The sequence below is a fragment of the Edaphobacter sp. FHG110511_03 genome (genome assembly GCF_059115365.1).
Window position 1 is genome coordinate 643,600 of record NZ_JBZYWL010000002.1, and the last position, 24,255, is coordinate 667,854.

A 24,255-nucleotide genomic window follows, 5' to 3' on the forward strand; every position below is an offset into this window, starting at 1 on the left:
ATCATCTTCTCGAGCCGAACGACTTCGCTCTGAATCTCTCTGCTCGCTGCTGCGCACTGAGTTGAACACTCACAGCTAGAGGACTCAGGACTTCTTCAACGGTAACGCTGCCCTCTGATAAGAGAGCTAGTGTTCGCGCGCGCTGCAGATATCCCCTCTCGTAATCGTTCTGACTGTGCTGGTTCAGCACGCAGCGTAGGCACGCTTCACGGCATCGTTCGTTGTGCTCCTCGGTTCCGCGCAGGAGTGCGAGCGCCTTCTCCATCCAGCGCTCCTGTTGCTCCAGAAGTACAGCCAGATGCCCATTTCCACCGGGAGTGGTCTCGTAAATCTGCGCGCCCGCAAAGGCCTGTGGCCCGAGGCGAACCGCGAGCACTGCGAAGTCGCGCTCATCAACCCCGAGCAGCCCGGCAGCGGCAATCCGCAGTGAGTGCGCCAGGGTCAGAGAGACGGGATGAAGGTCTTGAGTACAGACGATTTCCGAAAGGTTAAGCTGAAGCTGGTCGGTGTTAACTTGGGCTCCAAGTGCCTGGTTTCTGAGTACATCCGCTTTCTTGTCGCTCCAACAGAGGCTGCCCGCCTTGCGTTTCCAAAGGGGGGTATGCATAGCGAAGCCAGGTGGCAGTTTCTCCGCGAGCTTGCCCTTCGCACGCTCGCGGTCACTGTAACCGCAGCGTGTGCAGATAGCGAAGCCCAGAGCTTTCGGTCCGGCGGCGTTGATGCCGATCAACATGCCATCCTCACAAAAGGTCGCGGTAAGCCCGTTGATGCCGCCAAAATCGGAGATCGGGTGAAGTCCGGGTTGATCGACAAAGGCTGCAGAAACTGTTTCCGTGCTGCCCACACGCTCTACGGCCCCCCGCCAACTGGGAGGATCCCACGCAGCACATTCATAGCCGAAGCGCGGGATGATCATCGGCCTGCCTACGGTAGATTTCAGCGCCGCGGTGCATCCCTCTATACAAGAGTCGCGGCTGCTCTGAGTCTTATAGAAGCTGTGACCGGCTGTACAGTCGAAGCGATACCAGGTGATGCCAAATTTACGGCTTTCGTCCTTGTCGAAGCTGCGGGCAATGCCGCGCGAGGAGAATGTGCGTCCACCAGCGAGCAGTTGTGAACCTGGGACATATTCGCCGAGAGCGGTCATCCCATCCCGTTCGAGCTTGACCGCCCCTTTTCCTTCCCGCGCGAAGCCGCCACCCGCAGTGCGCAGTGCCTGGAGTCCGATGGGAAAGCCATAGCGGGGAAGGAAGCGAAGGGAAGCCAGCTCTTCGATCACGGCGTTGCCAGCCAGCTCTTCGGCCTGGTAGGCGATTGCGTTCAGCACCTCTAGCCTGCGACCTGTATTGCGATCTTCGGCGCGCCAGGCATCGAGAATGTTGCGGTAGTCCTGCTTCCACTGATCGACGGCTCGCTCGAAGCGGAGGCGCGCCTCGTCGATAAGCCCCGACATAGCCGACCCATCCAGCCCGGTATGCGCCAGCAAGTCCGAAAGGAGCGGGGCGAGCGCACCGGGTTGGAACGCGAGCTGCGTGAGAAAGCTGCGAAACGCCTCGTCCAATCCTACAGTCCCGGCGGGATACCAGAACGGCAGCGCTGCCGAGTCGAGCAGATAGTTGCCCGGAGCGCGACACTCCGAGCTTACGTTCTGTCTGCCAGGCACAAGACGATCGACCCGGCAGAACCAGCCCATGCGACCGAAGGCCTCCATTGCTCCGGTGGAACGATGAGGGAAGATCGCACGAAAGAATTCTCCCAGCAAAAAGGCATGCAGATGGCCGCGGGCGAATCGCTCGCGTTCGAGGAAAATCTTCGGTTCCCGCAACAGAGTGCTGAAGAAGACGCCGAAATGGCGAAAGACTTCCTGGTCGTAACTGGAAGACCGAGCGAACATGGCAACGATTGTCGAGCCGTCGTTGCGTCTTCCGGCGCGGCCGCCGCGCTGCAGATAATTGGCTTTCCCTGGAGGCACGTTGGCGAGCAGTACGCCAGAGAGGCCACCGATGTCGATCCCAACTTCGAGCGTCGTAGTGGCGCTAAGCAGGTTGCGTCCGCCGCGTTGGAAGAGGTCCTGTAATCGCCGGTTTTCGTGGGAGGTAAGTTGGGCGGAGTGTTCTTCCGCCCAAAGTCCCATTGCGTATGTTGCGTCATTGCAGGCTTCCATACGTTCCCGCCGCAGCGCCGGATCCTGATCCAGCTTCGTGTGGTCCACGGGTTGTAACGTTGCAGCGATTGCCTCACCAGGTGCGTTGCCGAGCACGCTGCGAGGCCAGACGGCGCCGGTCGTGCGCGACTGGAAGAGACTTAGCGGCCGCCGCAGACGCAGCGCGGTAAAAATCAGACGGAGCTTGTTGGCGGCCCCACCGCCCTGAGCAATCATGGGCCGAAGCTCCAGCCAGTCCAGCTTTCGCGCATGCTCTTCCAAGCAGTCGAAAGCCGCGACTAGCAGCGCAGGAATGGTTTTCTCCAGCCGGTCGGGCGTCAGGCCTAAGGTTCGGAGAACGTTGGCCGTAAAGGTTGCGCGGGCGTTGTGCAGGCTTCCGCCAAGGAAAGATTGCACTTGGAAACCGTCCGTCTCGCGGCTCATCCAGCTGCCTACGGGATAGCTCAATGTAGTTTCATCGTCTTCCATACTGCCGAGCGTTATACAGCCCCGAGCGCGGATCAGGTCGCAAATCGCGGCGAGATAGTCAGGCCAGACCGCGACTAGCCGCTCGTGCTCTTCGGTGGAAAAGATGTCCATGACGGATGGAGCACTCGCCTCTAGGCCAGGGTAGACGACCTCGGCGAGGCCCAGCGTCTCCATGGAATGGCTGCGCCTGGTCAAAAACTCCATGGCGCAGAGGTGGAGTGCCTTCGTGCGCATGCAGCGTTCGTTGTCATTCCAGTTCTGCTGCCAGGCGCTGCCCCAGCTTGTGCCTGGAGCTGGCCGCGGATTGTGCCGTTCTCCGGCCTCCCTGCAGAAGAACTGGGCGATCTCCGGCCGAGTCCCTAGCTCGTCCGCCCATCCTCGCATCGTCTTCCCACTCTGCAGAGCGCGTCTTTCATTTTTCTTGTCAGCGAGCGCCTGCTTAATCCAAGACTTTTCCGGGTCGCGAGCGAGCGTCCGCTCAATCTCTGCAAGATCCCGTTCGATCTCTGCGTGGTCTGGCTGTTCGGTTGTCAGCACGCGATGCAGGAGCAGGCGCGAGAGCAAGATCTCGTGCTGCTGGGTAAGATGCGGCCCAAGCCGAGCGGCCTGTCGGCGACTATCACTGAAGGTCAAGAGTCGTCGACCACCGGCCGGCAGCAGTGGCTGCAGCGCGGGATCCGGCGTGGGGGGCATGGCTTCAAGCAAAGCTTCCGCGACGATCGGGAGGCTAAGCATATCCGGCATCTGCATGGGTTCGAACTCGTCGAGTCCACTGCTGCACCATGGGCAAGCGAGAAGACGCTGGAGCATGGCGGAGCGCGCACCGATCTGATCGGTGCGACGGGTCAGCAGATCCATCTTGGTCAGGTTCGTATCGCTCGGGTGGGCGGGCCGCAAGAAGCAGGTGCTGCCAGTCGGAGCAGAAGCAACTGTGCTCGAGACATCCTGCGGAACCCAACGTGGACGCATACGCAGGGTGTGGTCATGCTCAACCGCGGCAAGCGCCCACTCGCCGCAGCACCGGCAGATGGCTAGGGTCAGGGTTGCGCTGCTGCAAGAGGTACACGTATCAGTGAGTTCGGGCATCAGGGAACCGGCACCCGGCACGAAGCGGCTTGGGTCCCCTTCACAGTGCAGGTCTAGGCAGACCGAGAAGTGGCCCGGTGCACGCACCTGTAAATGTAGCTTATGGGGTACGATCGGCAGCTCGTTCGCATGGCGGCGCGCGCGCGCGCAAAGTTGCAGCAGCGCGATGGTGTTCTGCTCACGCAGAGCGGGGGTGGGGAGGCCGGAATTATCAGTCCAGAGATGCTCTGCAATCTCGGCGAGAGGCAATACGCTTCGGGCGTGGTGTCGCCAGAAGAAAGCGTCCAGTTTGGCGACAACGGGAGCGTGCGAGAGGGTTTCATAGAGTACCCGCGCGGGAGCATCTTCTGAGTAGGTCCGGTCGATCGTACTTTGTGCCACCAGCGGCTGAACACAAGTACGGACCATATGGGCTGTTTCCACGTTCTCAACCAGCACGTTCTTCTCTGCGTCGAGTAGTGGTCGGCGCTCGAGCTCACGCATATTCAATGGCTGGCGCGTGACATCCATGTCTGGCGCTTCGGTGGAGGCGAGACGGCGTTGGTCCGGTATCCCTCGGAACAGTTGCACACTGGTCTCGTCTTGAGCAAAGGCTTCCTCTTTGGAGAAGAGGCGTGCTGCAAATTGCTTCAATTCGTCATCGCCTCCACCGAGCGTGGCGGAGGTGGCGATCTGGAGCACGTCGTCTGGACGCCGGCCGGAACGTAGGAGCACGCGGCGCATCAGCAAGCAGATCTCGGCGGCCAGGGTGCCACTGTACAGATGCGCCTCATCAAGCACCACCGAACGCAGTGCCGGCCCGAAGAAAGGCGCGTCCTGTGGGCGGCAGAGCATGTACTCGAGCATGGAGTAGTTGGTAATCAGAATGTCGGGCGGATTCTCGCGCCCCGCTTCTCGGGTCATCAAGCGGCAGCTTGCAACCTGCTTGTCGGAGTCCGGCCCCTTCTTCAGCTCGCGCTCGTTCTCGGGCGTCTCAGAGGTGAAGTGGAGCAGGCGGATGGTATTTTGGCCCTCCAGCCACCGGTACAGACGGTCTAGCTGGTCGTTTACCAGCGCGTTCATCGGATAGAGCAAGATGGCCCGCACTCCTGACTCCCCGGGGACGCGCGGATTTGCGAAAAGGTCGTTCAGCACTGGCAGTAGAAACGCCTCCGTCTTGCCCGCCCCGGTTCCCGCGGACACAACAATTGCCGGCCGGCGTCCGGGTTTGGAAGCGCTCTGTGCCAAAATTGCCTGCTCCTGGTGCACGTAGAGCGGTCGGTCAGCAGGGCAAAGAGGAGGCTCGCTGAGCCGGTCAAGCAGTTGCATCAGCCGATCGCTGAAGTTACCCCGAGCGGCGAGCTTGCGTAGCGTGTTTTCTCCCACTTTGCTTGGGAAGATGCCCTCTACCCAGAGCTGCCCGACGACTCCTCCCTCCTGCTCGCGGCCCCGCCAGAAGCTCTGGCACAGGCGCATCAGGTCCGGGTCGCGCAGGGGACGGTAGCTGGTTGCTAAATCGATTAGGTGGCGCTGCAACTCACGTTGCGCCGCAAGCGCGTCCAGCTGAAGGCTTTCGTGGGATGTTGCGGTCATTGGATTCCTTTACAGGTAAGCTTCTCGGCTATGTGGCAGGTCAGGAAGGCTCGCGTGGCGGGGCTGCGTGCGATGGCAATGCGAAGCTGTTCGGCCCCCACATTGGGGGTGTGGTGTACCTGCTCGGCGACCTGCAGGATTTTCTTTTGGAAGTAAGTGTCGTTAAGGTTGTGGGTGTCTGTCCAGCTTGTCAACTCGCGCTGAGCTAACTTCCGCAGCTTCGCCTGCCTCTCACCAACTGGATGCGACAAAAGACCGAATTGGGCGTGCAGGACCTCGCAGAAGCACGCGATGACGGCGTGGGCCTCCGCTGCGGCATTTTCTGCTGCGGCACGTTCGCCGCGCGGGTCGCGATGATCCCGGCAAAGAGCGGCCCGCTGCAACTCGCGTTCTCGATCGAGGCGAGTCAACCTGACGACTCCGCAGATTAGGTGCGCCAGCAGGATCGGGTTTGCGCGCAGTAGAAAGTCCAGCTCACGGAACAGGGAGCCGTGCTCGTCTGCAAAGATCCGGTCGTTCTGTTTCCAGAGACCTCCGAGGACGGATGCGCACTGGGCGTCGTCCGGACGAAAGTCCCAAAGCAACTCGCGAAATGGGACGATGGCGTCGCTCTCTCCCGGTTGGCAGAGCATCTTGTCGCCCTTGCCACGCATCCAGGCGCCACAGGTGATCCCGGGGTGGGCCTCTGCTTGGGTACTGAGCGCGCGGCGAAACGGTTCCATAAGCATGGGGAAGCGCCACCATCGTAGCGCGAACGCGAGGCCGGCCCAAGGAACCTTAGGTGAGGAGGCCGCATCAAACAACTCCAGCCACGCAGCCTGAACGCGTTCCCATGCTGCGTTGTGTCGTGGAAGATCGGGCTCTACGGCGAAACGGGATCCTTTCCAGAGGCGCTCCAGGCTCAGAGCCCAGCCAATTGGCTCCCGAATGGACGAGTCGATTACGCGCAAGGACCCGCCAGTGGCGTCAGCGATCACACAGGAGGAGTCCACAAGGCGAGGGACAGAGCGGTTTGCCTCCCAGACATGGACTCGGTACTCACTGCAGCGCAGGCTAGGCTGGCGGAGCCACAGGCAATGACCCGCGGACTCCCGTTCGACACGTGCGAGTTGTCCGGTAGAGATCACGCTTGCGGCCAGCATGTCCCGCCGTTCACCCGCGTTCATCAAGCCGTAGCGAAGGGTGAATGGCTCTCCCATTCCGCTCAGATGAATCAGCTTTACCTGGGCGGGATCGGGCCGTAGCGGTTGATGGCCCAGCATGAGCCAGCAATCCGCAGCGTCGTTCGGATTCCACAGAATGGAAAGCGGATGGCCTTCTATCGCGCTTGCGTCTAGATGACTCTCGGCTGTGAGTGCGTGGGAGTCTCCGGCTTCATCCGTCCACAGGGCGCAGCTGGTTTGTACTATGAGCTGACAGTGCAGTTCTACACGCTCCCCAGTGTTCAGAAGCGCGGGTACCGTACGTGGCGTTCCTTGCCGCCAGAACGGAGTCTGTAATTGTCCAGACGATCCTAAGAACGTGCGACCTGCAAATCTAAAGCTATCAATTTTGTCGGCACCCGGCATGGTGGCACGCAGATTGAGAGCGGACGGAGAAGAGATGGTGATGGATAGAGTTCCGTGCCGGACCGTGCTCGGCACAGTGGTGCTTTCTGGCAAAGACCACAACGGAAAGCCCTCAATCGTTGCCGAAAAACCTTGCGGAAGGCCATCGGCATAGTAATGAAGTCGCCAACGCTCATCTCGAGCGTTGACCTCTGCGGCCGGAGGCGTCAGACAAACGTCTGCCGCCGTCAGCAGATAGAAGGGGCAACCGGGGGCTGGAAGGAGGGTCGACAAGTCTGTCACGCGCTGTCCGCTCCGGCCGTTGAAGGCGAGAAGATCAGTGTCCTCCGGCCAAAGTTCGATGCGCTCTCGATAGATCTCTTCTCCGCCCTGGTAGAGAGAGGCATGCAGTACCCGGGCCTCCGACGCTAGTGCGAGCCTGCTTCCAGGCAGACGCAGCGCTCCTCCGGCATCAAGCTCCAGATCATAAGTTAGGCCGCCGAGTCGTAGCTGCGTAGGGGGAAGAGGCCGCGCGAGCAGGCAGGCAGGCGGCGTCGCGGAAAGCGCCAAGGTGAAGCAATCGGAGTGCAGGAGCGCCGGAGCAAATAGTGTGACCGAGTCGCTTTCGTCCTCGGTCCTGGCGTTTGAATCGTGCTCCGTTTGGTGCCGCAATCCTACGGCAGCGATCAGATGCGGCGAAGCAAATTCTGGATGGAACCAAGGGTTTGCATTTAAATGAGAGGCAGGGTCAAGAGAATCGGATCCGCGCACGTAATGCTGTAGCAACTCCCACATCGCGCGAAACGTCTTTGAGCCATTCCGGTCCTGTGCATCGAGCAGAGTGGCGATCGTCTCTGGCATGCCATAGCCCAGCAGCCACCAAGCCAGTCGTTCCGGAGTGGTAAACGGAGAAAGGCCGATCTGAAGCAGCACCGTGCGCCAGTAACGCTTTTTGCCGGGCAGGTCAAGCTGATGCCGGAGGCGGAAGTGCTCGCAAGCGTCTTCCAAGGCTCGGCGGGCAGCCTCGCAGGGCCAGTTTGCGAGACCGAACCATTCGGATGCCAGTGCCGGACTCACTGAGTCGCAAACCGCTCCCCAGAGCGCCTCGTCATAGCCCCGCTGCCTAGCTACAGCTGCAGCTACGCTCAACAGGAGTAAGCCGCCCGTTAGGCTTCCAGCTGCCGGAACCGAAGCTGGAGGACAGTGTTGGGCCCACGCGAGCAACTTTGCCCAGTCCCCCGGCTGCGTAAACCGCTCGACTAGCGACCAGCGGGATTCGACCTCTTCGTGCTTCCCGACTTCGCGACTATTCTCCGCAACGGCCCGAACCCAAAGCGCCGGCAAGTCGTGCAATAGCTCTGTCGATGCGTACATGGGAGCTCCTACGGCTCAAGGAGTGCGTTTACATGAAGATATTTCAGAACTCTTAGCCTACCGCAAACTACTCATCCTTGAGAAGATAGCCGAATCCGGCTCAGGCTGGTACTATGACCGGACCGACGCATCTAGCCCAAGACCCGAGTTTGCCCCTTGCACCCATATAGATCAGCCGGACTACGTTTCTTGCCCTCCCTAGCGCTGCGTGAACTTCTAGAACAAGCGAGCTCCTGGAGAACCTCCCTCGATCGACTTGAGGCAGGCGAGACCCTTGACCGAGCGGAAGCACAGAATTCGCTGGACCGGCTCCTGGAGGCGTCGCAAGCGCTGCGTGACAGCCTCTTCTCGAGAGACCCGGCACCGCGTTGGCACAGCCAGCAGGAGCTTCGAGAGCTGATCGAGCAGCTCGAATTCAAGGAACGTCGGCGCTATCAAGACCTCGCCGATCTTCTCACCGCGGGCACCATCGAGCATCGCAGCAAACGCACGGAGACCGAACGGTTAGGACTGCGCGACAGCGTCGTTGCCGAGCTCCGCGCCGCCCACGCGCAGCACAATCCGCCGGAATTGCCAGGTCCGTCGATTGAGTCGTGGCTTCCGTGGGCCTGGGCCCTAGAGGACGGTTGTGAGGTGCTGCAGCGGCTGGAGTCCAGTTTTCCGCAACTCGAAGAGTTCCTGCGCACCGTGGAACCGGAGTGGTGGCAACCCGGACCCCGACTCCCGGGCGACGACGACCCTATTCTGCAGAGATTAGCGCCGGAGGTCCAGAAGGAAGCGGCCCTCATAGCGGTAGAGTCTCCTGCAAACGATCCGGAGCCGGACTCTCAAAGGAGCGAACACGCGGCGGCCAGGGGCTCTATCTGCTTCGACATTAACCATCCGGTAGAGGCGGAAACAGAGATGCGGGGCGAGGAGCCTGCCGATCCAGGGCCAGCCCTATCCGAATCCGTATTTGGCGAGCCGCCGTCCCGCTGCGAACCGGAGTTGACCGAAGCAACCTCTTCGGATGAGGCGCCGTCGTTCGAGGAGACCCCAATCGAGGATGAGATCGCTCCATCAGCTCCGCCACAAGCTGTCTCTCTCGAAGCGGTCCCATCGCACTCAAGCATGAGCCCTGCGTTCCTGAGTGAGACGAGCGAGATGGAACAGCCTCAACCGCTAATCGCAGGGGAATACTCCGCTACGTCGGAGGCCCTGGTTTCCTTTGAGACCTATCGCGCCAAACACCTCGTCGGTCCACGAGGCTTTCCCGAATCGGCACCCTGGCTTCAGCCGAATCTCAACGTCCTTCTGCGGCAGCTCATCACGGACAGCTTACAGAGCAGTTCTTTGCCACGACTTCTGCTAGCGGTGCGAGCGGCGGAGGTCATCGACCTGCCGAACCTACTGGATTCCGACGCGGTCCGTCATATGGCTCACCTGTTGCGTTATGGTCAGCTGCCGATGGATGCGCCGGAAACACTTTGGCAGCAATGGGCAACGACTCTTCTTTCAGAGCTTCATGAGGATTTGCAATTCGAGGGCGGATCCACCGGTGTCAAGTTGCTTGCGTTCATCCACGGCTTCTCCTCTAGGACGCCGCTGAGCCTAAGCAGTCTTCTCGGTGGGGGAAATATCCTATCGTTCGAGAATGGGGCGCTGCGTGCGGCGTTCGAGCTTTTCCATCAGCGTTCGCTGACGACGCAACACTGGATGGTGCATCTGAGCGATCGTTTGGACAGCAATCAACTCGATCGACGGGAGGCTCTCGAGGCTCGCATTCGGCAGGCGCGTCAGCAATTCCGCACCACCGTGCAGCAAAAGCAAAAGTTGCGCAACTTGGTCACCTCCCTCTGCCGGGAGGCGTGGGCCAGCTTTTGGGACAAGACCGCCAAGGATCGATCCGCGCTTCTGCTCGACTTGCCGCGCGATTGGAATGCGTCACCCATGCCTGAGGCGATCGAGCGCTGGGCGACCACGTACCAGCGCACGATGGAGCATGCGGGCGCCAAGTACATCGATCGCAAGAACATGGATGCTGCCTTCAACGAGTTGAGCAGCCAGGCCCTGACCCTCAGCCAAATGCTGCGCTCCTGGAACAAAGGTTTTGCGGGTAGCATCCAGTCGCGCGAGGCGGAATCGGCAGAGATCGGGCAGCTCAACAGCCTCTTCAACAGCGACCCGCTCGAGGACCCTGAAGAAGAGCTTTGCCGGTTGGTCGCACGTTCGGCCCTGCGGGGTCAGACGCTTCCCGGGGTGTGCCTCGAACTGACTCTCAAGGACATCTCCGAGCGGCCGCTGTTGCTGGAATTCTTGGACGAGTTGCCTGGGCCGCAGGCCCGTGGGGAACTGCCGCCCCTTTCCTCTGCGGTTGTCGCCGTCGACGATCTGATCGAACCGCTCCGGGTCGTCGCCCGTCTGCTCGAGCCGGGGGAATTCCTACCCCCGGATGCGGAGTTCTCCCGGACACACGTGCTGCAAGCTCTGTCCCGCCTCAACCGAGCGGATCTCGAAGATCGATTGATTGCCTGGATGGATGAGTCCGAGAAGCGGAAATGCTGGAATGATCGCAGGCTGCAGGTGGAGGAGCTTGAGAGGAATTCCTTGCGCATGAGCGAACTCGGGGCGCAATTGAGCGACTTGACCGACGGGCGAGCCGACATCATCCGCGGCTTTAGCAAGAGCCTGCACACGGTCAGTGATCGAGTCGGACGCCCCGGCCTGGAGCTTCCGCTTCTGAAAGCATGGGCAGTCTGGATCATCGACAACAGCAGCGTGTTCGTCGACGAGAGGGTGCAGGACCTTCGTCTTCGCTCGTCCGGCAACGATGCAATTCAGGAGGCACTCGACCGCAAGGATTATTGGCTTGCCACGGCACCCGTAGACGGTGTCGGCCGACAGCGTCCAACCCGCTTGCGTGAAACGATGTTCCGTCCGGAGGGACAACGATATTTCTCGGATCCCCGCTCACACTTGAGAGAGATTGCGGCTATCGCAGGGACTTCGCCGATTGAGAAGCGTGCGGCTCAACTCGCCGACTCGTGGTTGAGCGCGACGCTTCGATCCGATGCGCCAAGCAAGAAGCTGCGAGACGCCTTTCTTAAGTTTGTTTTCCAGGCGAAGCTGAACGACAGCCACTTGCTGGACTGCTTCGAGCATCCTCGCAGTAACGCGCCCTTCCGCTCTTCGTTGAACTGTGAAAGCATCCGTATTGCCCTAGCGAAAGAGGGCGTAAATCCGTCCTACCTGCCTCAACTGGCCGACATTCGCAAGCTGCAAGTGATTGTGCCTGAAAACATCACTGTAAGCGGTATTGAAAATCCCACGAAGGCACTGCCCGACGACCTCTGCGTTGTCCTTGCCCCTAACGTCACACAGACGACACGGCGTGACGTGCGCCAGCACGCCAAGAGCCGCATGGTTACCGTACTTGACGATCTGGATCTCTGTCGTCTGCTGGACCTACGTCGCTCGACTGAAGTCGCGCCACTGCTCGGGCTCTTTGAGATTGTCCTTGAGCAGCAACGTTGGGAGCGGGTGGATCCGTATCAGACTCAGGACGGCCAACTCATCCGCATGGAGATGTTCGTCGGCCGCATGGAAGAGGGTGAAAGACTCGCGCGCAGCAACGACTACAAGAAGCTGTTTTCCGGAAGGAAACTGGGCAAGAGCGCTCTTCTGCGCTATGTCCAAGATCGGTTCGATAAGGAAGACCTGCCGAGCGGCAACAAGCTGCGTGTCATCTATCTTTCGCTGGTGGATCGCTTCCAGGAACACGACTTCGTAACCTGCGTACTTGAGGGTATAGAGAAGGCGTGCGACTGGAAGGTTCCAAACAGTTTGCGGCACCAGAAGGGCGGCTGGCCCATGCTTCGCGACGTCATCCGAGAGCTACTGGATGATGAGCCAAAGCTGAGTTTGCTGATCGTGGCGGACGAGGCGGATAAATTTGTCCGACAGGAACTTGATAGCTACCGAAAAGTCCAGGAAGAGTGTCTCAGCTTCCGGCTGCGCTCCGAACTCGAACAGCTAACCGACAGCCGTCAACTGCCGCGCATCCGCTTCCTATTTGCCGGCTACCGCGAGACGAATCGCGCGGAAGGCGCGTGGAGCAATTGGGGTTCCACATTGCGCCTCTCACCCCTTGATCCAAGCGATGCTACATCTCTGCTGGCCGGCCCTCTCGCTCGACTGGGGATCGATCTGGGTGACATGGCCGCTACCGTCGCTTATCGCTGCGGCTTTCAACCCGCAGTTCTGCTCCGAGCTGGCAAGGCGTTGCTGACTCGCATGGACAAACAACGACAGATCGACACCTCGTGGGAGTACATCAAGGTGATGCCTAGCGATGTGACGGCAGTGCTTGAGGATTCTTCCATCCGCGATGAAATTCGTCAGGTGATCAACAACAACTTTTCCCAAAACAAACTGGGACAGATCTTATTCCACACGGTTGCCATCCTGCTTGCGGACCGACCATTTGGCTACGCGCTCGAGCATCCTGAGCAGCAGATCAGGGCAAAGCTGCTCGAAAGCGACCCGAGCGGAAAGTTCAAGACATGGCTGATGGCCGACGAACGTAGCACGAGCGCCAGCATTCTGATGGAACTCGAGGAGCTGCAGCAGCGGAAGCTGTTGGTGGAAGACCCCGGCTATCGGCTTGCCTTTCCTCACCATGTCGCTGCACTTGGTGGGACTCAGCAGCTCATTACCATCCTCCAGCAGCAGATACGCGATTTGCCAGTGGGGACTCTGACCTCCAGCAACAACGGCCCATTGTCCTTCTTCGCTACAGACGAGGTAAATCGTCTGCATGCCGATCTACGGGATTATGCTACCGAGCCGAAGGCGAGCCGCCTTGTGCGCGCCGTACTGGCCATCTCGCACTGGATTGAGCCAAGAGATCGAAATCCAGTGCTGCACCCGAGCTGCGGCATCTTGGCCCTGCTCGGGTGCAACCAGGAACGAAGGATCTTTACGGCGGACGAGGCGAAGGCTCGCATCGATGGCTCTGATCAATTGCTTCTGCTCCCTGGAGGCGCGGACCTGCTTCGCTGGGCACTTAACGAAGTATGCGACGACTACTACTTCTACGATCACGCAGCAGTGCGGCGCCTAAGTCTGGAAGACCTTCAGTCCTGGTTTGCGCGCTTATATGAGATTGAACTCACGTCACAACAATTGACGCAAATGGCAAGACTCACCGGCGGTATTCCGCTCCTGGTAGGAGAGCTCCATCGCTTGATCGTACCTAACGGGAGCGAACCTCCCGATAAGCTGCATGATGGCTCATGGGAAAAAGTGCAGTCGGATTTCGGTCTCAACTTGCCGAGCCTCGCGCGTCAGCTTCGCGACGGCACTTCCGCGATTCGACTGATGGAGCGAGAAATCGAAATCCTCAAGATGGTTTCTCTAGCTTCCCAGTATGGAGCCACGAGCCAGCAGTTGTCGTACGATTTGACAGAGGGTTGGGATTCTTATGACCGGCCCGATCTCCGGCCGATCGGAACAGATGACGAGGCGAGTGTCACGCTTCTTCAGGATCTTGGTCTCTTGCCGATGCATCGCGCCTTCGGATTGCGGGCTGTCGAGGCGCTCGTGCCGCTTGAAGCGACGGACCCGCTTCACACCCTGCTGCAACACCTCGACAGCTGACATGCAGCTCGAGCTCGAGATCGGCGCAACTACCCAGCGCTGGACACTGTCAAGCAGTTAGATCCGGGAACGACAGCACCTTTGTGCCGCGCTGCGCATGATCCAGGAAGTCGGCCCAATGCTGCATCATCTTTGTACGGGCTTTCAAGTGAAGGGCGTGGTTGTATGCGGCACTCACAGCGTTCCGGGGAGCATGTGCGAGTTGGAGTTCGATGTGCTCGTGCGAGTAGTCCTGCTCATGCAGGATCGTCGATGCAATACCGCGGAAGCCGTGTCCGGTCATCCTGCCCTTATAGCCCATCCGCTCCAGACCCTTCAGAATGGTGTTGTTGCTCATTGTCCTCGGTTGCTGCTATTTGCCACTAGCCACACGCGCATCTTCGACAGCTCCCATGATGGAGAAAGTCAGCGTAGGCAGGCTCCAGTTCGTCGTAAAGTTTCGAGGTAACGGCCTGCCCAATGAGCATCCGACAGAGACGATAATCGAGGGCAAGACTGAGGGCAAGATAACTCGCCCAAATCGCGAAACCCGCATGAATACTGGAGAGTTGAAGAGTGTTGAAAAGAGCAGAAGTGATTGAAAACAAAGAGGACTGCTAGGCTTCGAACCAGTAGGTCGGGAGTTCGAATCTCTCCGGGCGCACCAGTTTCAAAAGCAACGAAGGCCAATGCATCGAGTCATTCGACTCCAATGCATTGGCCTTTCTCCTTTGAGATTAGTGCGGCGCAGGCGCAGCATCGTTGAACGTCTTGAAGAACGCCTCATATTTTTCCACGCCGTTCAACTCGGCGAACCGGAGGGGTTTCACCCTCTCTACGAGCACCTCGGTGACATCCGGCTTCGCCTTGAGGATCGCTAAGACCTCGTCGATAAACTCCTTCAGCGGCATGGCTCGGGGATCGTTGGCTTGCTCGCTCCCCATCAACTCCGTCTGCAGATACGGAGGCACTAGCTCGATAACTTCAACGTTCGTAGACTTCAACTGGTACCGCAGCGATTGAGAGTAGGAATGAATCGCCGCCTTGGACGCGCAATAGGTCGGAGTCAGTGCGAGCGGAATATACGCCAGTCCCGAGGAAACCGTCATGATGGTCGCCCGGCTCTGCTGCCTTAGCAGAGGCAGCAGAGCCGCCGTCAGGCGGATAGGTCCAAGCAGATTTGTGGTGAGTGTCGCGTCGATAGTGTCGAGATCGCTGGACTGTTCCAGCAGATTCTCCGGCCTCATGATGCCGGCGTTATGAATGACGACGTTGAGCTGGGGATACGTCTTCGCCGCCATATCCGCGAAAGAACGGATGCTGTCGGGGCTTTCGATATCGAGCACTGCCGACAGCATGCCGGGATTCGCCGCGGCTGCCGCTTCAAGAACCTGCTTCCTCCGTCCAGTGATGATGACCTGATTCCCCAGTCTGTGAAACGCCTCCGCCAGGCTGCGGCCAATGCCGGAACCGCCGCCGGTGATCAGGATAGTGTTGCCTGTTAGGTTCATTGCATTCTCCTCAAGGCGTAATATAGGAGTATTACTTACTAAAAGGAAGTAGGCACCTAAAAAATCTATACTTACCAAAAAGAGAGTGATCATGAAACCTGATTCTGCCGTAAAGAAAAACTACGCCTCGCCGGTTCATCCCACTCGCGCCGAGCCGCCAAAGAACGTCGATCCAAAGATTGAGGCTCTCGTGCGCGAGATCATTGGGCGCGTTGCCGACAAATGGACCATGATGGTGCTCGAGGTTCTCGAGGAACATGGCACGGTCCGGTTTACGCGCCTGGGGGAGTTGGTTGGGGATATCAGCCAGAAGATGTTGACCAAGACGGTTCGTCAGATGGAGAGCGACGGCCTGGTGGTTCGCACCATTCATCCGGTCATCCCACCACGGGTCGAGTACAGCCTGACGCACCTTGGACACGGCCTTGGAGCCGCTTTCTGCGGTGTGTGGATCTGGGCAAAACAGCACTACGACGAGATCACGCAGGCTCGCGAGCAGTTTCAAAAGCGCTCAGCAGAGAGCGGAATCAGCGCTAAGGCTTAGCTCGTGCGAGGGTTGCTCTTCGACGGAAAATCCGGTATCTTGAGAAGGTTGCATTCAACGCAATGTGCGCCCGTAGCTCAGCTGGATAGAGCAACTGGCTACGAACCAGTAGGTCGGGTGTTCGAATCACTCCGGGCGCACCATTCCCCTCTTATTTATTGAAAATACTTCAGGACGGTTGCCCTTTTAGGGCACTCTTGAGCCTTAGTCGCGACGGCCCAACGTCGGGCGATCATCCGAGTTGGATGGACTATTAGGATTGTTCGGATTCGACGGATCGTTGCTGCCCCCGCCTACTCGCCGCAGCGTAGGACGATTGCCATCCTTGTTGTCGTGAAGCTTGCGCTTGTTCTCGAGCCGGGCAAGGCGTGCCTTGACGTCGTCAAACTCCGAAGTCGAGACCATGTAGTCGGGTCGCGCAGGCATGATCGTCGCAATCTCCTCCTCAGAACGGCCGATGCGGTCGGGAGTCTGCGGGTGGTCGGAGAAGACCTTGGAGAGCGTGCCGGGCTTATGCTTCTCGAGGGCCGCGATCTTTTCGAAGAACTGGATGAAAGCCTGCGGGTCATAGCCGGCCTTATACATGTATTGGAGACCTAGCCAGTCGGCCTCGGACTCGTCGACACGCGAGAACTTGAGGAAGGCGATGGGGATGGCGAGCTGGGTAGCCTGATAAATGCCGTAGCCGGTCCAGGAGCCAGAGGTGAAGATGATCAGCGGGATGGAGCCGATCTGCGCCATGTTCATCTTGGTCATCTGCCTGGCGGCATGGTGGGCGCAGACGTGAGCAGTCTCGTGGGCCATAACGCCGGCGAGCTCAGCCTCTTCGTCAGCGGCGAGGATGAGGCCAGAGTTGACGTAGAAGAAGCCGCCGGGAAGAGCCATGGCGTTGATCTCATCGGAGTCGATGACCTTGATAGTGAAGGGGACCTTGCAGTCGGAGTTCTTGACGATGTTCTGGCCGACGCGGTTGACGTACTCGTTGATGACCGGGTCGGTGACCATGTGGGCCGATTTTTCGATCTCCATGGAGTAGCCCTTGCCAGTGCGGATCTCCCAGTCGGTGGAGTACCAGTTGCCGAGGCCGCGGCCTCCGATATTGCGGGTTCCGATGGCATTGACGTCGTCTTCACTGCCCGCCTTGATATGCGGATCAAGCGCCTCACCTGGAGAAGGAAGAGAGTCGGCCTTCTTGCTGGCGGTATCCTTCGCAGCCTTGCTCTCTTCGGGAGTAGCCGTGGGAGAGCCGGGAATGGGTTTGGAGCTGCCGGGAGGTGGAGGTGGCGTGGAAGTTGGAGTCTGGCTATTGGTCTGCGCGTAGGAGACAGAGGAGAGGACGAGAATAGCTGCCAAACCGAACTGCGTTGCGGAACGCATGGGAAGTCTCCTATGGAGCCGCTCCCTGATTCGATGATGGACGCAGCTCTGCATTCTTTAGACGTAGTATGCTCCCGAAAGTTACGGAAGACAAACGAATGCCGGTGTACCGCAGCGGAGAGAAGTCATCTCCTCCTACACTCAGCCAGACAGGTAAAAAAAAGAGGCTCCTCGTGATGAGGAACCTCTGATGCAGAATACAAAGCCGTTCTGCGTTAGAGACGAACCATCCGGCGGCGGATGAAACCGGCGGCTCCCAGAATTCCCGTTCCCAGAAGAGCTAAAGAGGACGGCTCAGGAACGGCGGAGGGTGTTGAGCCAGGGGTATTGATTGCAGACATGCCGGTGTTACCAGCTGCATTCATGATGTCCGCGGCAAAATAGTTCCCACTATTATTCGCGGTGAAATCGCTATAAGCGATTCCAGAGGCATCGCGAATGGTGAAAACAAGCGGTCCATCGTTGTGCTTGCTCGCTCCGGGACCAGGATTGGTGATGAAGTAATCGAATGCTCCCAAGCTTGGTCCATTGGTATTGACGGAACTCAGATGGACATCGGACAGAGTCCAGGGACCACTGATAGAAGTAACGGAGATTGTGGGATCACCGGCAAGGTTGAAGGCGAATCCAGGATGGTTTCCTGAACCGGTGCTCACAAAGTACTGAGCACCATTCGTCAGAGAAACAGTGACTTGCATGTCCGTGGAGTCCACCTGATGAAGATTCACGTCGAAGCAACAGAAACCGGCCTGGGAGCCTGTAAAGAGAGAATCAGCCTTCGCAGCAGACACGGAAAAGCATGTCACAGCGAGAGTAAAGATGATGTGAGACAGGGCCTTAATACGCACAGAAGTCCTTCCATAAGTCGATCTAAAAGAAAACAGGAACGACCTAGTGAAAGCACGTAACACGCCAATCTCGTTAAGCACCGAGAATCCATGGAATTGGCGGGGAGGGAAGGAATTTTTATTCCGAAACAGTATGAAATGAATAGGGAGTAGGAAAAAAAATGCACACGCTGGACAGTCCCTTGGGCAAGGATTTACCCATCGCATTCTATTCAGTACCGCAGGCAGTAAGTGACTCTACCAGCTGGAGTAGGACGTACCGTCGGAACCGACTTCCTGGGCTCCTGAATGGACATCGTTGATCCCGGCCTCGGTCTGGTCAATGCTCTGGAGGGTGTCGTCCTGGCCAGGAATCCAGGTGTCGGACCGGTGCGTGAAGGGGTCAACGGGCATCGACTTGACATATCCGGCTTGAACCAGGTCGTCGAGGCTCTGGGGCGCCTTTTGCTTGTCAACCGTATAGGAGTCAATCGCAGAACGCAGAGTGCGGAGATCTTCCTTGAGGACAGCCTCGCGGGCGTGGCGAACGCTCTGGACGTACATGGGGACTGCAATAGCGGCAAGAAGTCCGATGATCACCATCACGATCATCAGTTCGATGAGGGTGAACCCCCGCTCGAACCGACGCCTTGCCCGAATTGGAGTGAAAGCTACCATGAGGAGTATTTTGAACCGTCCAGGGCATTTCCCTGGCTCTTGGAGTGGACATCGAAGACGTTCTGGCCACCGAAAGAATCGGACTCAGGATCGTCCTGGTTGGAGCGGAAGCCCCACTCGGGGGTCCCGGTCATGGGATCGACGGGAATACGGCGGAGAAAGCGAACTTTCTTTCCCTGCACGTCGACGCCATCGACGAGAGTCTGCAGATCGGGAGGATACCCGAGAGAGTCGGCCTTGATCTGAAAGGCTCCCTTATCGGCGGCATCCTTGTAGCGATCGATGGCGGCCCGCATCTCCCACAAGTCACGGCGCAGCTCTCGCTCCTTTTCGCGACGAACCTGAAACCGCGCGATGGGAATAGCCGCGCTGGCCAGGATCGAGAGGATGGCCACGACAATGATCAGTTCGACCAGCGTGAGGCCGGCCTCGGAGTCGCAGCGTTCCTGAGAACTCGTCTTTGCAGACGGAAATAGCCGCGAAGTTGGAACATCCAGGGTTATAGCCCGTCGAACCGCCGGGTTGTTGCTCACAATCACTTCACATGCACCACGGACTGAGAGCCCACTGCCGGGAGATTGGCCTGGGTACTGTTCCGGGCGCCAACCTTGACCAGCGCGAGATTGGAGTCACCTGCCGCTACTGCCTTGAAGGTCAGGGTGGCTACGCTTCCCTGCCCACTGATCCCCTGCGAGTTCGGAGGACGGGACGTAGAGATCGTGACTAGGCCGTTACCTTCATCTCGATGGACGATGGAGACTGCCTGTCCGTCACGTGCCAGAAGGCTCCCGGCATCAACATTGACCAGTTGCAGGACCGCAGGGTTGAACTGGAGCTGCATGGGCACCGCAAACAGATCCCGCGCATCCGAAGCGTTCACTGAAACCTGGAAAGTGCTTCCGATCGCCTGAACCCCTGCTGGCGGTGCTACCGAGAGGCTGACTGGCGCCGAAGGGGCCGTTTGGGCAGGTTGCGGCGTCGCAGCACCTGCCGGAGGCGTGGTCGTGCCCGGAGGCGGCGGCTTAGGCGGCTGCGTTTGCTGCTCAAGCTGCTGCGCCGCCGCGGTGGCAGCATTCGCTGCCGTGGTGGGCTGGCCGAACTGTCTCGGTCTGCCGGGAATGATCTCTTCGTTCTGACCGGCGAGCGAGGCATCCTGACGAAGCTGGAACGACGTACTCGTTCCCGTGTCGATGGCCCGGGTATTGAGCTTCGTGATAATCGACTCGCGAACGATATGGGGGATAAGGAGAAAGACAATCTCGTTGTCCTGAACATCGCGCGAGTTCGAAGCAAAAAAGTATTTGAAAAGAGGAAGCTCACTGAGGCCCGGGGTTCCGTTAAGGCCGTGAGTGTCCACCTTGGTGACAAGGCCGGCAAGGATGCTCGGCTCACCTTCCTTCAGCTGAATGACCTGCTCGACTACATTCTGGCCAATGATGGGCTCCGCTACACCGGAGATCGTGACCGTGTTCTGCTGTGACGAGACCGTCATCTTCATCTTGAGGGTGACGTCGCGGTCGTAATGAACGGTGGGAGTCATATCGATCTCGACGCCCACGTCGAGATAAGTGAACTGGGTCTGTACGCCGATGCTCGCCACACCGGTTGCTACACCAGCGTTGTACGAGCCGGTGGCGATAGGAATCTTCTGGCCGATCTTGAGGTTGGCTCGCTGGCCATCGGTTGCACGGATGCGAGGGTTTTGCAGGATTTTCGTGTCGTTATCTGACAACAGGGCATCCAGCGTGCCTGCGGGCAGGCCGACCGCAAAGTTAGTGGCATTGAGGTTGGCCAGCGTATTCAGCGTGAAGTTGGAAGAAGTCGTGGTTCCACTGCCAGAGGAGCTGCCGGTGTTGGTCGTCGTGCTAGGACTCGCCTGCGGTGTAATCGTGAGGGACTGCGGCAGCGTGATGCCGAGCTTCCGCATCTTCTCGCGGTTCACCTGAAGGATTGCAACGTCGACCGTGACCTCGGGGCGAGCGCGATCCACATCATTGATGAGTTTTTGGGCGAGCAGGAGCTGGTCTGGCGTAGCCCGCAGAATGATTGCATTCTGGCTGGGAACAAGAGTGATCTTGGAGCTGGGATCGAGAACGTTACGGAGAGCGGTGAGCACCTCGTTGGCGTCCGACTGCTGGCTCGCATTGGTTAGATAAAAGGTCTGTACGGCGAGCTCGTCGAGATCGGTGCGCTTGGTGCGATTGTTCTGCGCAACAAAGATGGTATTGGACGTTACGGGTTTATAGAACGTTCCGGACAGTGTGCCGACAATGCGCAGAGCATCAGCCAGAGAGACATTGGTCAGGTCGACTGGAACGCGCTTCGAGGTGTAATCGGGGTCGAAGATCACATTGAGACCCGCGGCCTTGCCGATGGCCTGATAGATGTTTTTGACGTCCTCAACCATGTGGAGCGTGATCGGCTCGTCGGAGACGGGCTTCAGATCGATGGGTCCGGCAACGCTTCCGATCACGGAAAGATTGTCGATACCGATCTGCTGCCCCAGAGACGGTGCCGCCGGGGAGGCCTGGTTTGCAATCTCATGGCTGAGGCGGTCCAGCTCCTGCTGCGCGGTCTGGTTACCGCCATCGATCTCAATCGCGCGGGTGAACTCATTGAACGCCCCCTGGAGATCGCCATTCTGGCGCAGGACACGGCCCCGGTCGACGTGGCCGACGGAGGCCTGGAAGCGCATGAGCTCAAAATGAGCCTTATAACGGAGATCCTTCGGATTTTTAAGGGTGGCCTGACGGTAATCTTCGTAGGCGGCATCGTAGTTTTGGCGAAGTTCCGCATCCTGCCCCCTCTTATCCCACGTCTTGGCGGACTGAGCATGTGCTGTGGCACTGCCCAGAATAAGAAGGACAAAGAGAAGGGCCTGGAACGCCTGCGAGGCGCCCGAGGCGATCCTGAAGTGAGGTGAGGGTCTACCGCGACTCATACTACGTTCGTCTGCGTCCTTTACACCAAAAAGAGTGAGGCGTTTGCCGGAGTACACGCCTGCCCCCGGATTTCCGCAGGGGAGGACGCTGCCTGTGGAGGCTTTTCCTGCCAGGCTGTTGCGCTCGGGTGAGTATAGCATTCGGAGCTGCGATTCCTTATGTGCTTGCAATAGACCGTTCTGTAGGCTCACGCCGTGCCAGCGGGAAGTGATTGAGTGTATGTGGGATCAACGCTTTCTTACTTAGACGGGCCTGAGCGCGTCGGGTGAGACGCAATCTTGCCACGTGTTAAAGTTAAAGATTCATGCCTCGTTCACTCTCCAATCCGACGGCCGCCTATCAGGCGAAGGCTGCACCGGCCAAGCCCAAAGATCGTGACCCCGTGGCGGCAGGAAACCGCGATGCCGCGGTGAACCGGGCGGCAAGCCATAACTACTTCCTGACCGATCGTTTTGAGGCGGGAGTCGCCCTCCGGGGAACCGAAGTGAAGTCCATCCGCGAGGGCAAAGCCAACCTGAAGGACTCCTATGGCCTGTTGAAGGACGGAGAGTGTTTTTTACTGAACGCTCACATCGGTCCTTTCTCTCACGGCAACATGATGAATCACGATTCACTTCGCACACGTAAGCTTCTGCTCCATAAAGGGGAGCTGCGCAACCTGGAGTCGCTGACACGTCAGAAGGGATATACGCTGATTCCGACGCGTCTCTACTTCCGCCATGGTCGTGTCAAATGCGAACTTGCGCTGGCAAAGGGTAAGCAGGACTGGGATAAGCGCGAGACGGAGCGTCGCCGGGAGGCCGATAAAGAGGCCCGGGCTGCGATAGCACGAAGACAGCGCGCATAGCCTCTTCAAGGCCTGCTTTGAGAGATGGCACTTGCACTCCCGCAAAAACAAATCCGGGTTGATCGATAGTTTTTGATGTTTCTGTGGCCGGGAGTTGCTTCGGCTCGCGCTAGGATATTGCAATGGACATGAAGCTTGTATTTCAGGATGCGGCAGGATCCCAGACGTCGTTGCTGGTGGTATTCGCTGTGGATGTCGCAATTGGAAAAGACGCCGATCCACTCATTGCGCTTCTCACAACGTCGGATGCGATTACGAATGCGGCAGCCGTGATTATCGGGTCGGATGAGTTTAAGGGTGGCCTGGGCGAGCAGGTGGTTCTGCATAGCCCGAACGGCCTGAAAGCGGAGCGGCTGCTGATCGTGGGGCTGGGCAAGGCCAAGACTCTCTCTATCGATGAGGTCCGTAAAGCGGCCGGAGCGGCCGTGCGCTGGGCCAAGCCTCGCGGTGTGCGTCAGATGGCCGTCGCGTTTCCGGAGGACCATGCTCTCTCCGACGAGCATCTGGACAATCTTCCCTGCACCCTGCTTTGCCGCGCGCTTATTGAAGGAGCCGGAATCGCGGAGCCGGACTGGGATACGTATAAGAGCGACAGAAAAGATCGATCGATCGAGGGCCTTACGATCGTCGCTCCCGAGAGCGAGGAATCGACGACACGAGAGATTCAGACAGGGTTTGAAGAAGGCAAGATCATCGCAGAGGCACAGAACTTTGCTCGTTCTCTCGTGAATGAGCCAGGCAACGTGCTGACACCGACCGAACTTGGCCGCCGGGCCGCGGCAATGTGCGCGGAAAAGGGATTGAAGTGCGAGGTGCATTCGACCGCGAAGCTTGAAGAGTTGAAGATGGGCGCCTTCGCAGCGGTCGCCAAGGGATCGGCTCAGCCTCCGGCTCTCATCGTCATGACCTACGAGCCCAGGTTGGAAAGAGGAAAGACTCCGCCCAAAGACGCTCCGGTGCTGGGCCTGGTGGGCAAGGGGATTACCTTTGACACCGGCGGAATCTCGCTGAAGTCCGCCGAAGGCATGGAAAAAATGAAATACGACATGGCCGGGGCTGCTGCCATGATCGGCGCCATGCATGCTATCGCGGTATTGAAGCCGAGCGTAAAGGTAATCGGAATCGTATGCTCGGCGGAAAACATGCCCAGCGGGACCGCATACAAACCGGGCGACGTCTTCACGGCGATGTCAGGCAAAACCATTGAGGTCCTGAACACCGATGCGGAGGGCCGCATGGTGCTGGCCGATGGTCTGCACTACGCAAAGACGCTTGGATGCACTCACCTGATCGACGCGGCCACGCTGACAGGAGCCTGCGTCGTCGCCCTGGGAATCATCAACGCAGGTCTCTTCTCAAACGACGAGAATGCCTTTACACAGTTTCTTGGAGCGACACGGGTCTCCGGTGAAAAATTCTGGCGGCTCCCCTGTACCGACGACTACAAGGACCAGATCAAGAGTCAGATCGCCGATATTATGAACACGGGTGGATCGCGCTGGGGCGGCGCTATCTCGGCGGCGATGTTCTTGAAGGAGTTCGCGGAAGATACCCCCTGGATTCACCTCGACATCGCAGGATGCGCGTGGAACGAAGAAGTCAAACCGTGGCATCCCAAGGGACCAAGTGGCGTCGCAGTCCGCTCCATCGTCGAATGGGTGCGAACTTACTCCGCATAATCTAATTTGTTCGCCTGACCAAA

The 24,255-nt window shown here is 58.7% G+C and carries 13 protein-coding genes and 1 tRNA gene; 5 read left to right on the forward strand and 9 right to left on the reverse strand.

The window, feature by feature from the left end:
• Position 1: 1 nt before the first annotated feature.
• Complete coding sequence (locus AC5S26_RS12020) at positions 2-5,290, reverse strand: DEAD/DEAH box helicase (protein ID WP_494185131.1); 5,289 nt, start codon at positions 5,288-5,290, stop codon at positions 2-4.
• On the reverse strand, positions 5,287-8,211 hold the full coding sequence (locus tag AC5S26_RS12025; protein ID WP_494185132.1) for a hypothetical protein: 2,925 nt from the start codon (positions 8,209-8,211) through the stop codon (positions 5,287-5,289). Before AC5S26_RS12025 ends, AC5S26_RS12020 begins: the two co-directional genes overlap by 4 nt.
• A gap of 189 nt (positions 8,212-8,400) precedes the next feature.
• Here AC5S26_RS12025 and AC5S26_RS12030 point away from each other — a divergent pair, with 189 nt between their 5' ends.
• Positions 8,401-13,848, forward strand: a complete 5,448-nt coding sequence (locus tag AC5S26_RS12030) for a hypothetical protein (protein WP_494185133.1) — start codon at positions 8,401-8,403, stop codon at positions 13,846-13,848.
• A gap of 49 nt (positions 13,849-13,897) precedes the next feature.
• On the opposite strand, the gene AC5S26_RS12035 is transcribed toward AC5S26_RS12030, so the two are convergent.
• A complete protein-coding gene (locus tag AC5S26_RS12035) occupies positions 13,898-14,185 on the reverse strand; it encodes a tyrosine-type recombinase/integrase (protein ID WP_494185134.1) in 288 nt (95 codons plus the stop codon).
• 379 nt (positions 14,186-14,564) lie between these two features.
• On the reverse strand, positions 14,565-15,338 hold the full coding sequence (locus AC5S26_RS12040; protein ID WP_494185135.1) for an SDR family oxidoreductase: 774 nt from the start codon (positions 15,336-15,338) through the stop codon (positions 14,565-14,567).
• A gap of 91 nt (positions 15,339-15,429) precedes the next feature.
• Between AC5S26_RS12040 and AC5S26_RS12045 the strand changes: the two genes are divergently transcribed.
• Together AC5S26_RS12045 and AC5S26_RS12050 are read left to right on the forward strand one after the other, a co-directional pair.
• Positions 15,430-15,882 (forward strand): winged helix-turn-helix transcriptional regulator, encoded by a 453-nt coding sequence (locus AC5S26_RS12045; RefSeq protein WP_494185136.1) that lies wholly within the window; start codon positions 15,430-15,432, stop codon positions 15,880-15,882.
• A 66-nt stretch (positions 15,883-15,948) separates the two neighbouring features.
• A tRNA-Arg gene (locus AC5S26_RS12050) sits at positions 15,949-16,025 on the forward strand.
• A gap of 61 nt (positions 16,026-16,086) precedes the next feature.
• On the opposite strand, the gene AC5S26_RS12055 is transcribed toward AC5S26_RS12050, so the two are convergent.
• From AC5S26_RS12055 to AC5S26_RS12075, 5 genes are all read right to left on the reverse strand, one after another.
• The gene (locus AC5S26_RS12055; protein WP_494185137.1) at positions 16,087-17,259 is read right to left on the reverse strand and encodes a M48 family metallopeptidase; all 1,173 of its coding nucleotides are present in this window, start codon (positions 17,257-17,259) and stop codon (positions 16,087-16,089) included.
• Positions 17,260-17,474: 215 nt separating this feature from the next.
• A complete protein-coding gene (locus AC5S26_RS12060; protein ID WP_494185138.1) occupies positions 17,475-18,107 on the reverse strand; it encodes a PEP-CTERM sorting domain-containing protein in 633 nt (210 codons plus the stop codon).
• Between the two features lie 237 nt (positions 18,108-18,344).
• Positions 18,345-18,764, reverse strand: a complete 420-nt coding sequence (locus AC5S26_RS12065; RefSeq protein ID WP_494185139.1) for a type II secretion system protein — start codon at positions 18,762-18,764, stop codon at positions 18,345-18,347.
• On the reverse strand, positions 18,758-19,297 hold the full coding sequence (locus AC5S26_RS12070; RefSeq protein ID WP_494185140.1) for a type II secretion system protein: 540 nt from the start codon (positions 19,295-19,297) through the stop codon (positions 18,758-18,760). The genes AC5S26_RS12065 and AC5S26_RS12070 overlap by 7 nt, the downstream gene beginning before the upstream one ends.
• Before the next feature lie 2 nt (positions 19,298-19,299).
• Positions 19,300-21,846 (reverse strand): secretin GspD/PilQ domain-containing protein, encoded by a 2,547-nt coding sequence (locus AC5S26_RS12075; RefSeq protein ID WP_494185141.1) that lies wholly within the window; start codon positions 21,844-21,846, stop codon positions 19,300-19,302.
• 164 nt (positions 21,847-22,010) lie between these two features.
• Between AC5S26_RS12075 and smpB the strand changes: the two genes are divergently transcribed.
• On the forward strand, positions 22,011-22,553 hold the full coding sequence (gene smpB / locus AC5S26_RS12080; protein WP_494185142.1) for an SsrA-binding protein SmpB: 543 nt from the start codon (positions 22,011-22,013) through the stop codon (positions 22,551-22,553).
• Between the two features lie 122 nt (positions 22,554-22,675).
• Positions 22,676-24,232 (forward strand): leucyl aminopeptidase, encoded by a 1,557-nt coding sequence (locus AC5S26_RS12085; protein ID WP_494185143.1) that lies wholly within the window; start codon positions 22,676-22,678, stop codon positions 24,230-24,232.
• Positions 24,233-24,255: the final 23 nt, after the last annotated feature.

Coding starts and splice junctions, on each gene's coding strand:
- AC5S26_RS12020 (WP_494185131.1), bottom strand. CDS start 5,290: ATGACCGCAACATCCCACGAAAGCCTTCAGCTGGACGCGCTTGCGGCG.
- AC5S26_RS12025 (WP_494185132.1), bottom strand. CDS start 8,211: ATGTACGCATCGACAGAGCTATTGCACGACTTGCCGGCGCTTTGGGTT.
- AC5S26_RS12035 (WP_494185134.1), bottom strand. CDS start 14,185: ATGAGCAACAACACCATTCTGAAGGGTCTGGAGCGGATGGGCTATAAG.
- AC5S26_RS12040 (WP_494185135.1), bottom strand. CDS start 15,338: ATGAACCTAACAGGCAACACTATCCTGATCACCGGCGGCGGTTCCGGC.
- AC5S26_RS12045 (WP_494185136.1), top strand. CDS start 15,430: ATGAAACCTGATTCTGCCGTAAAGAAAAACTACGCCTCGCCGGTTCAT.
- AC5S26_RS12055 (WP_494185137.1), bottom strand. CDS start 17,259: ATGCGTTCCGCAACGCAGTTCGGTTTGGCAGCTATTCTCGTCCTCTCC.
- AC5S26_RS12065 (WP_494185139.1), bottom strand. CDS start 18,764: ATGGTAGCTTTCACTCCAATTCGGGCAAGGCGTCGGTTCGAGCGGGGG.
- AC5S26_RS12075 (WP_494185141.1), bottom strand. CDS start 21,846: ATGCTATACTCACCCGAGCGCAACAGCCTGGCAGGAAAAGCCTCCACA.
- smpB (WP_494185142.1), top strand. CDS start 22,011: ATGCCTCGTTCACTCTCCAATCCGACGGCCGCCTATCAGGCGAAGGCT.
- AC5S26_RS12085 (WP_494185143.1), top strand. CDS start 22,676: ATGGACATGAAGCTTGTATTTCAGGATGCGGCAGGATCCCAGACGTCG.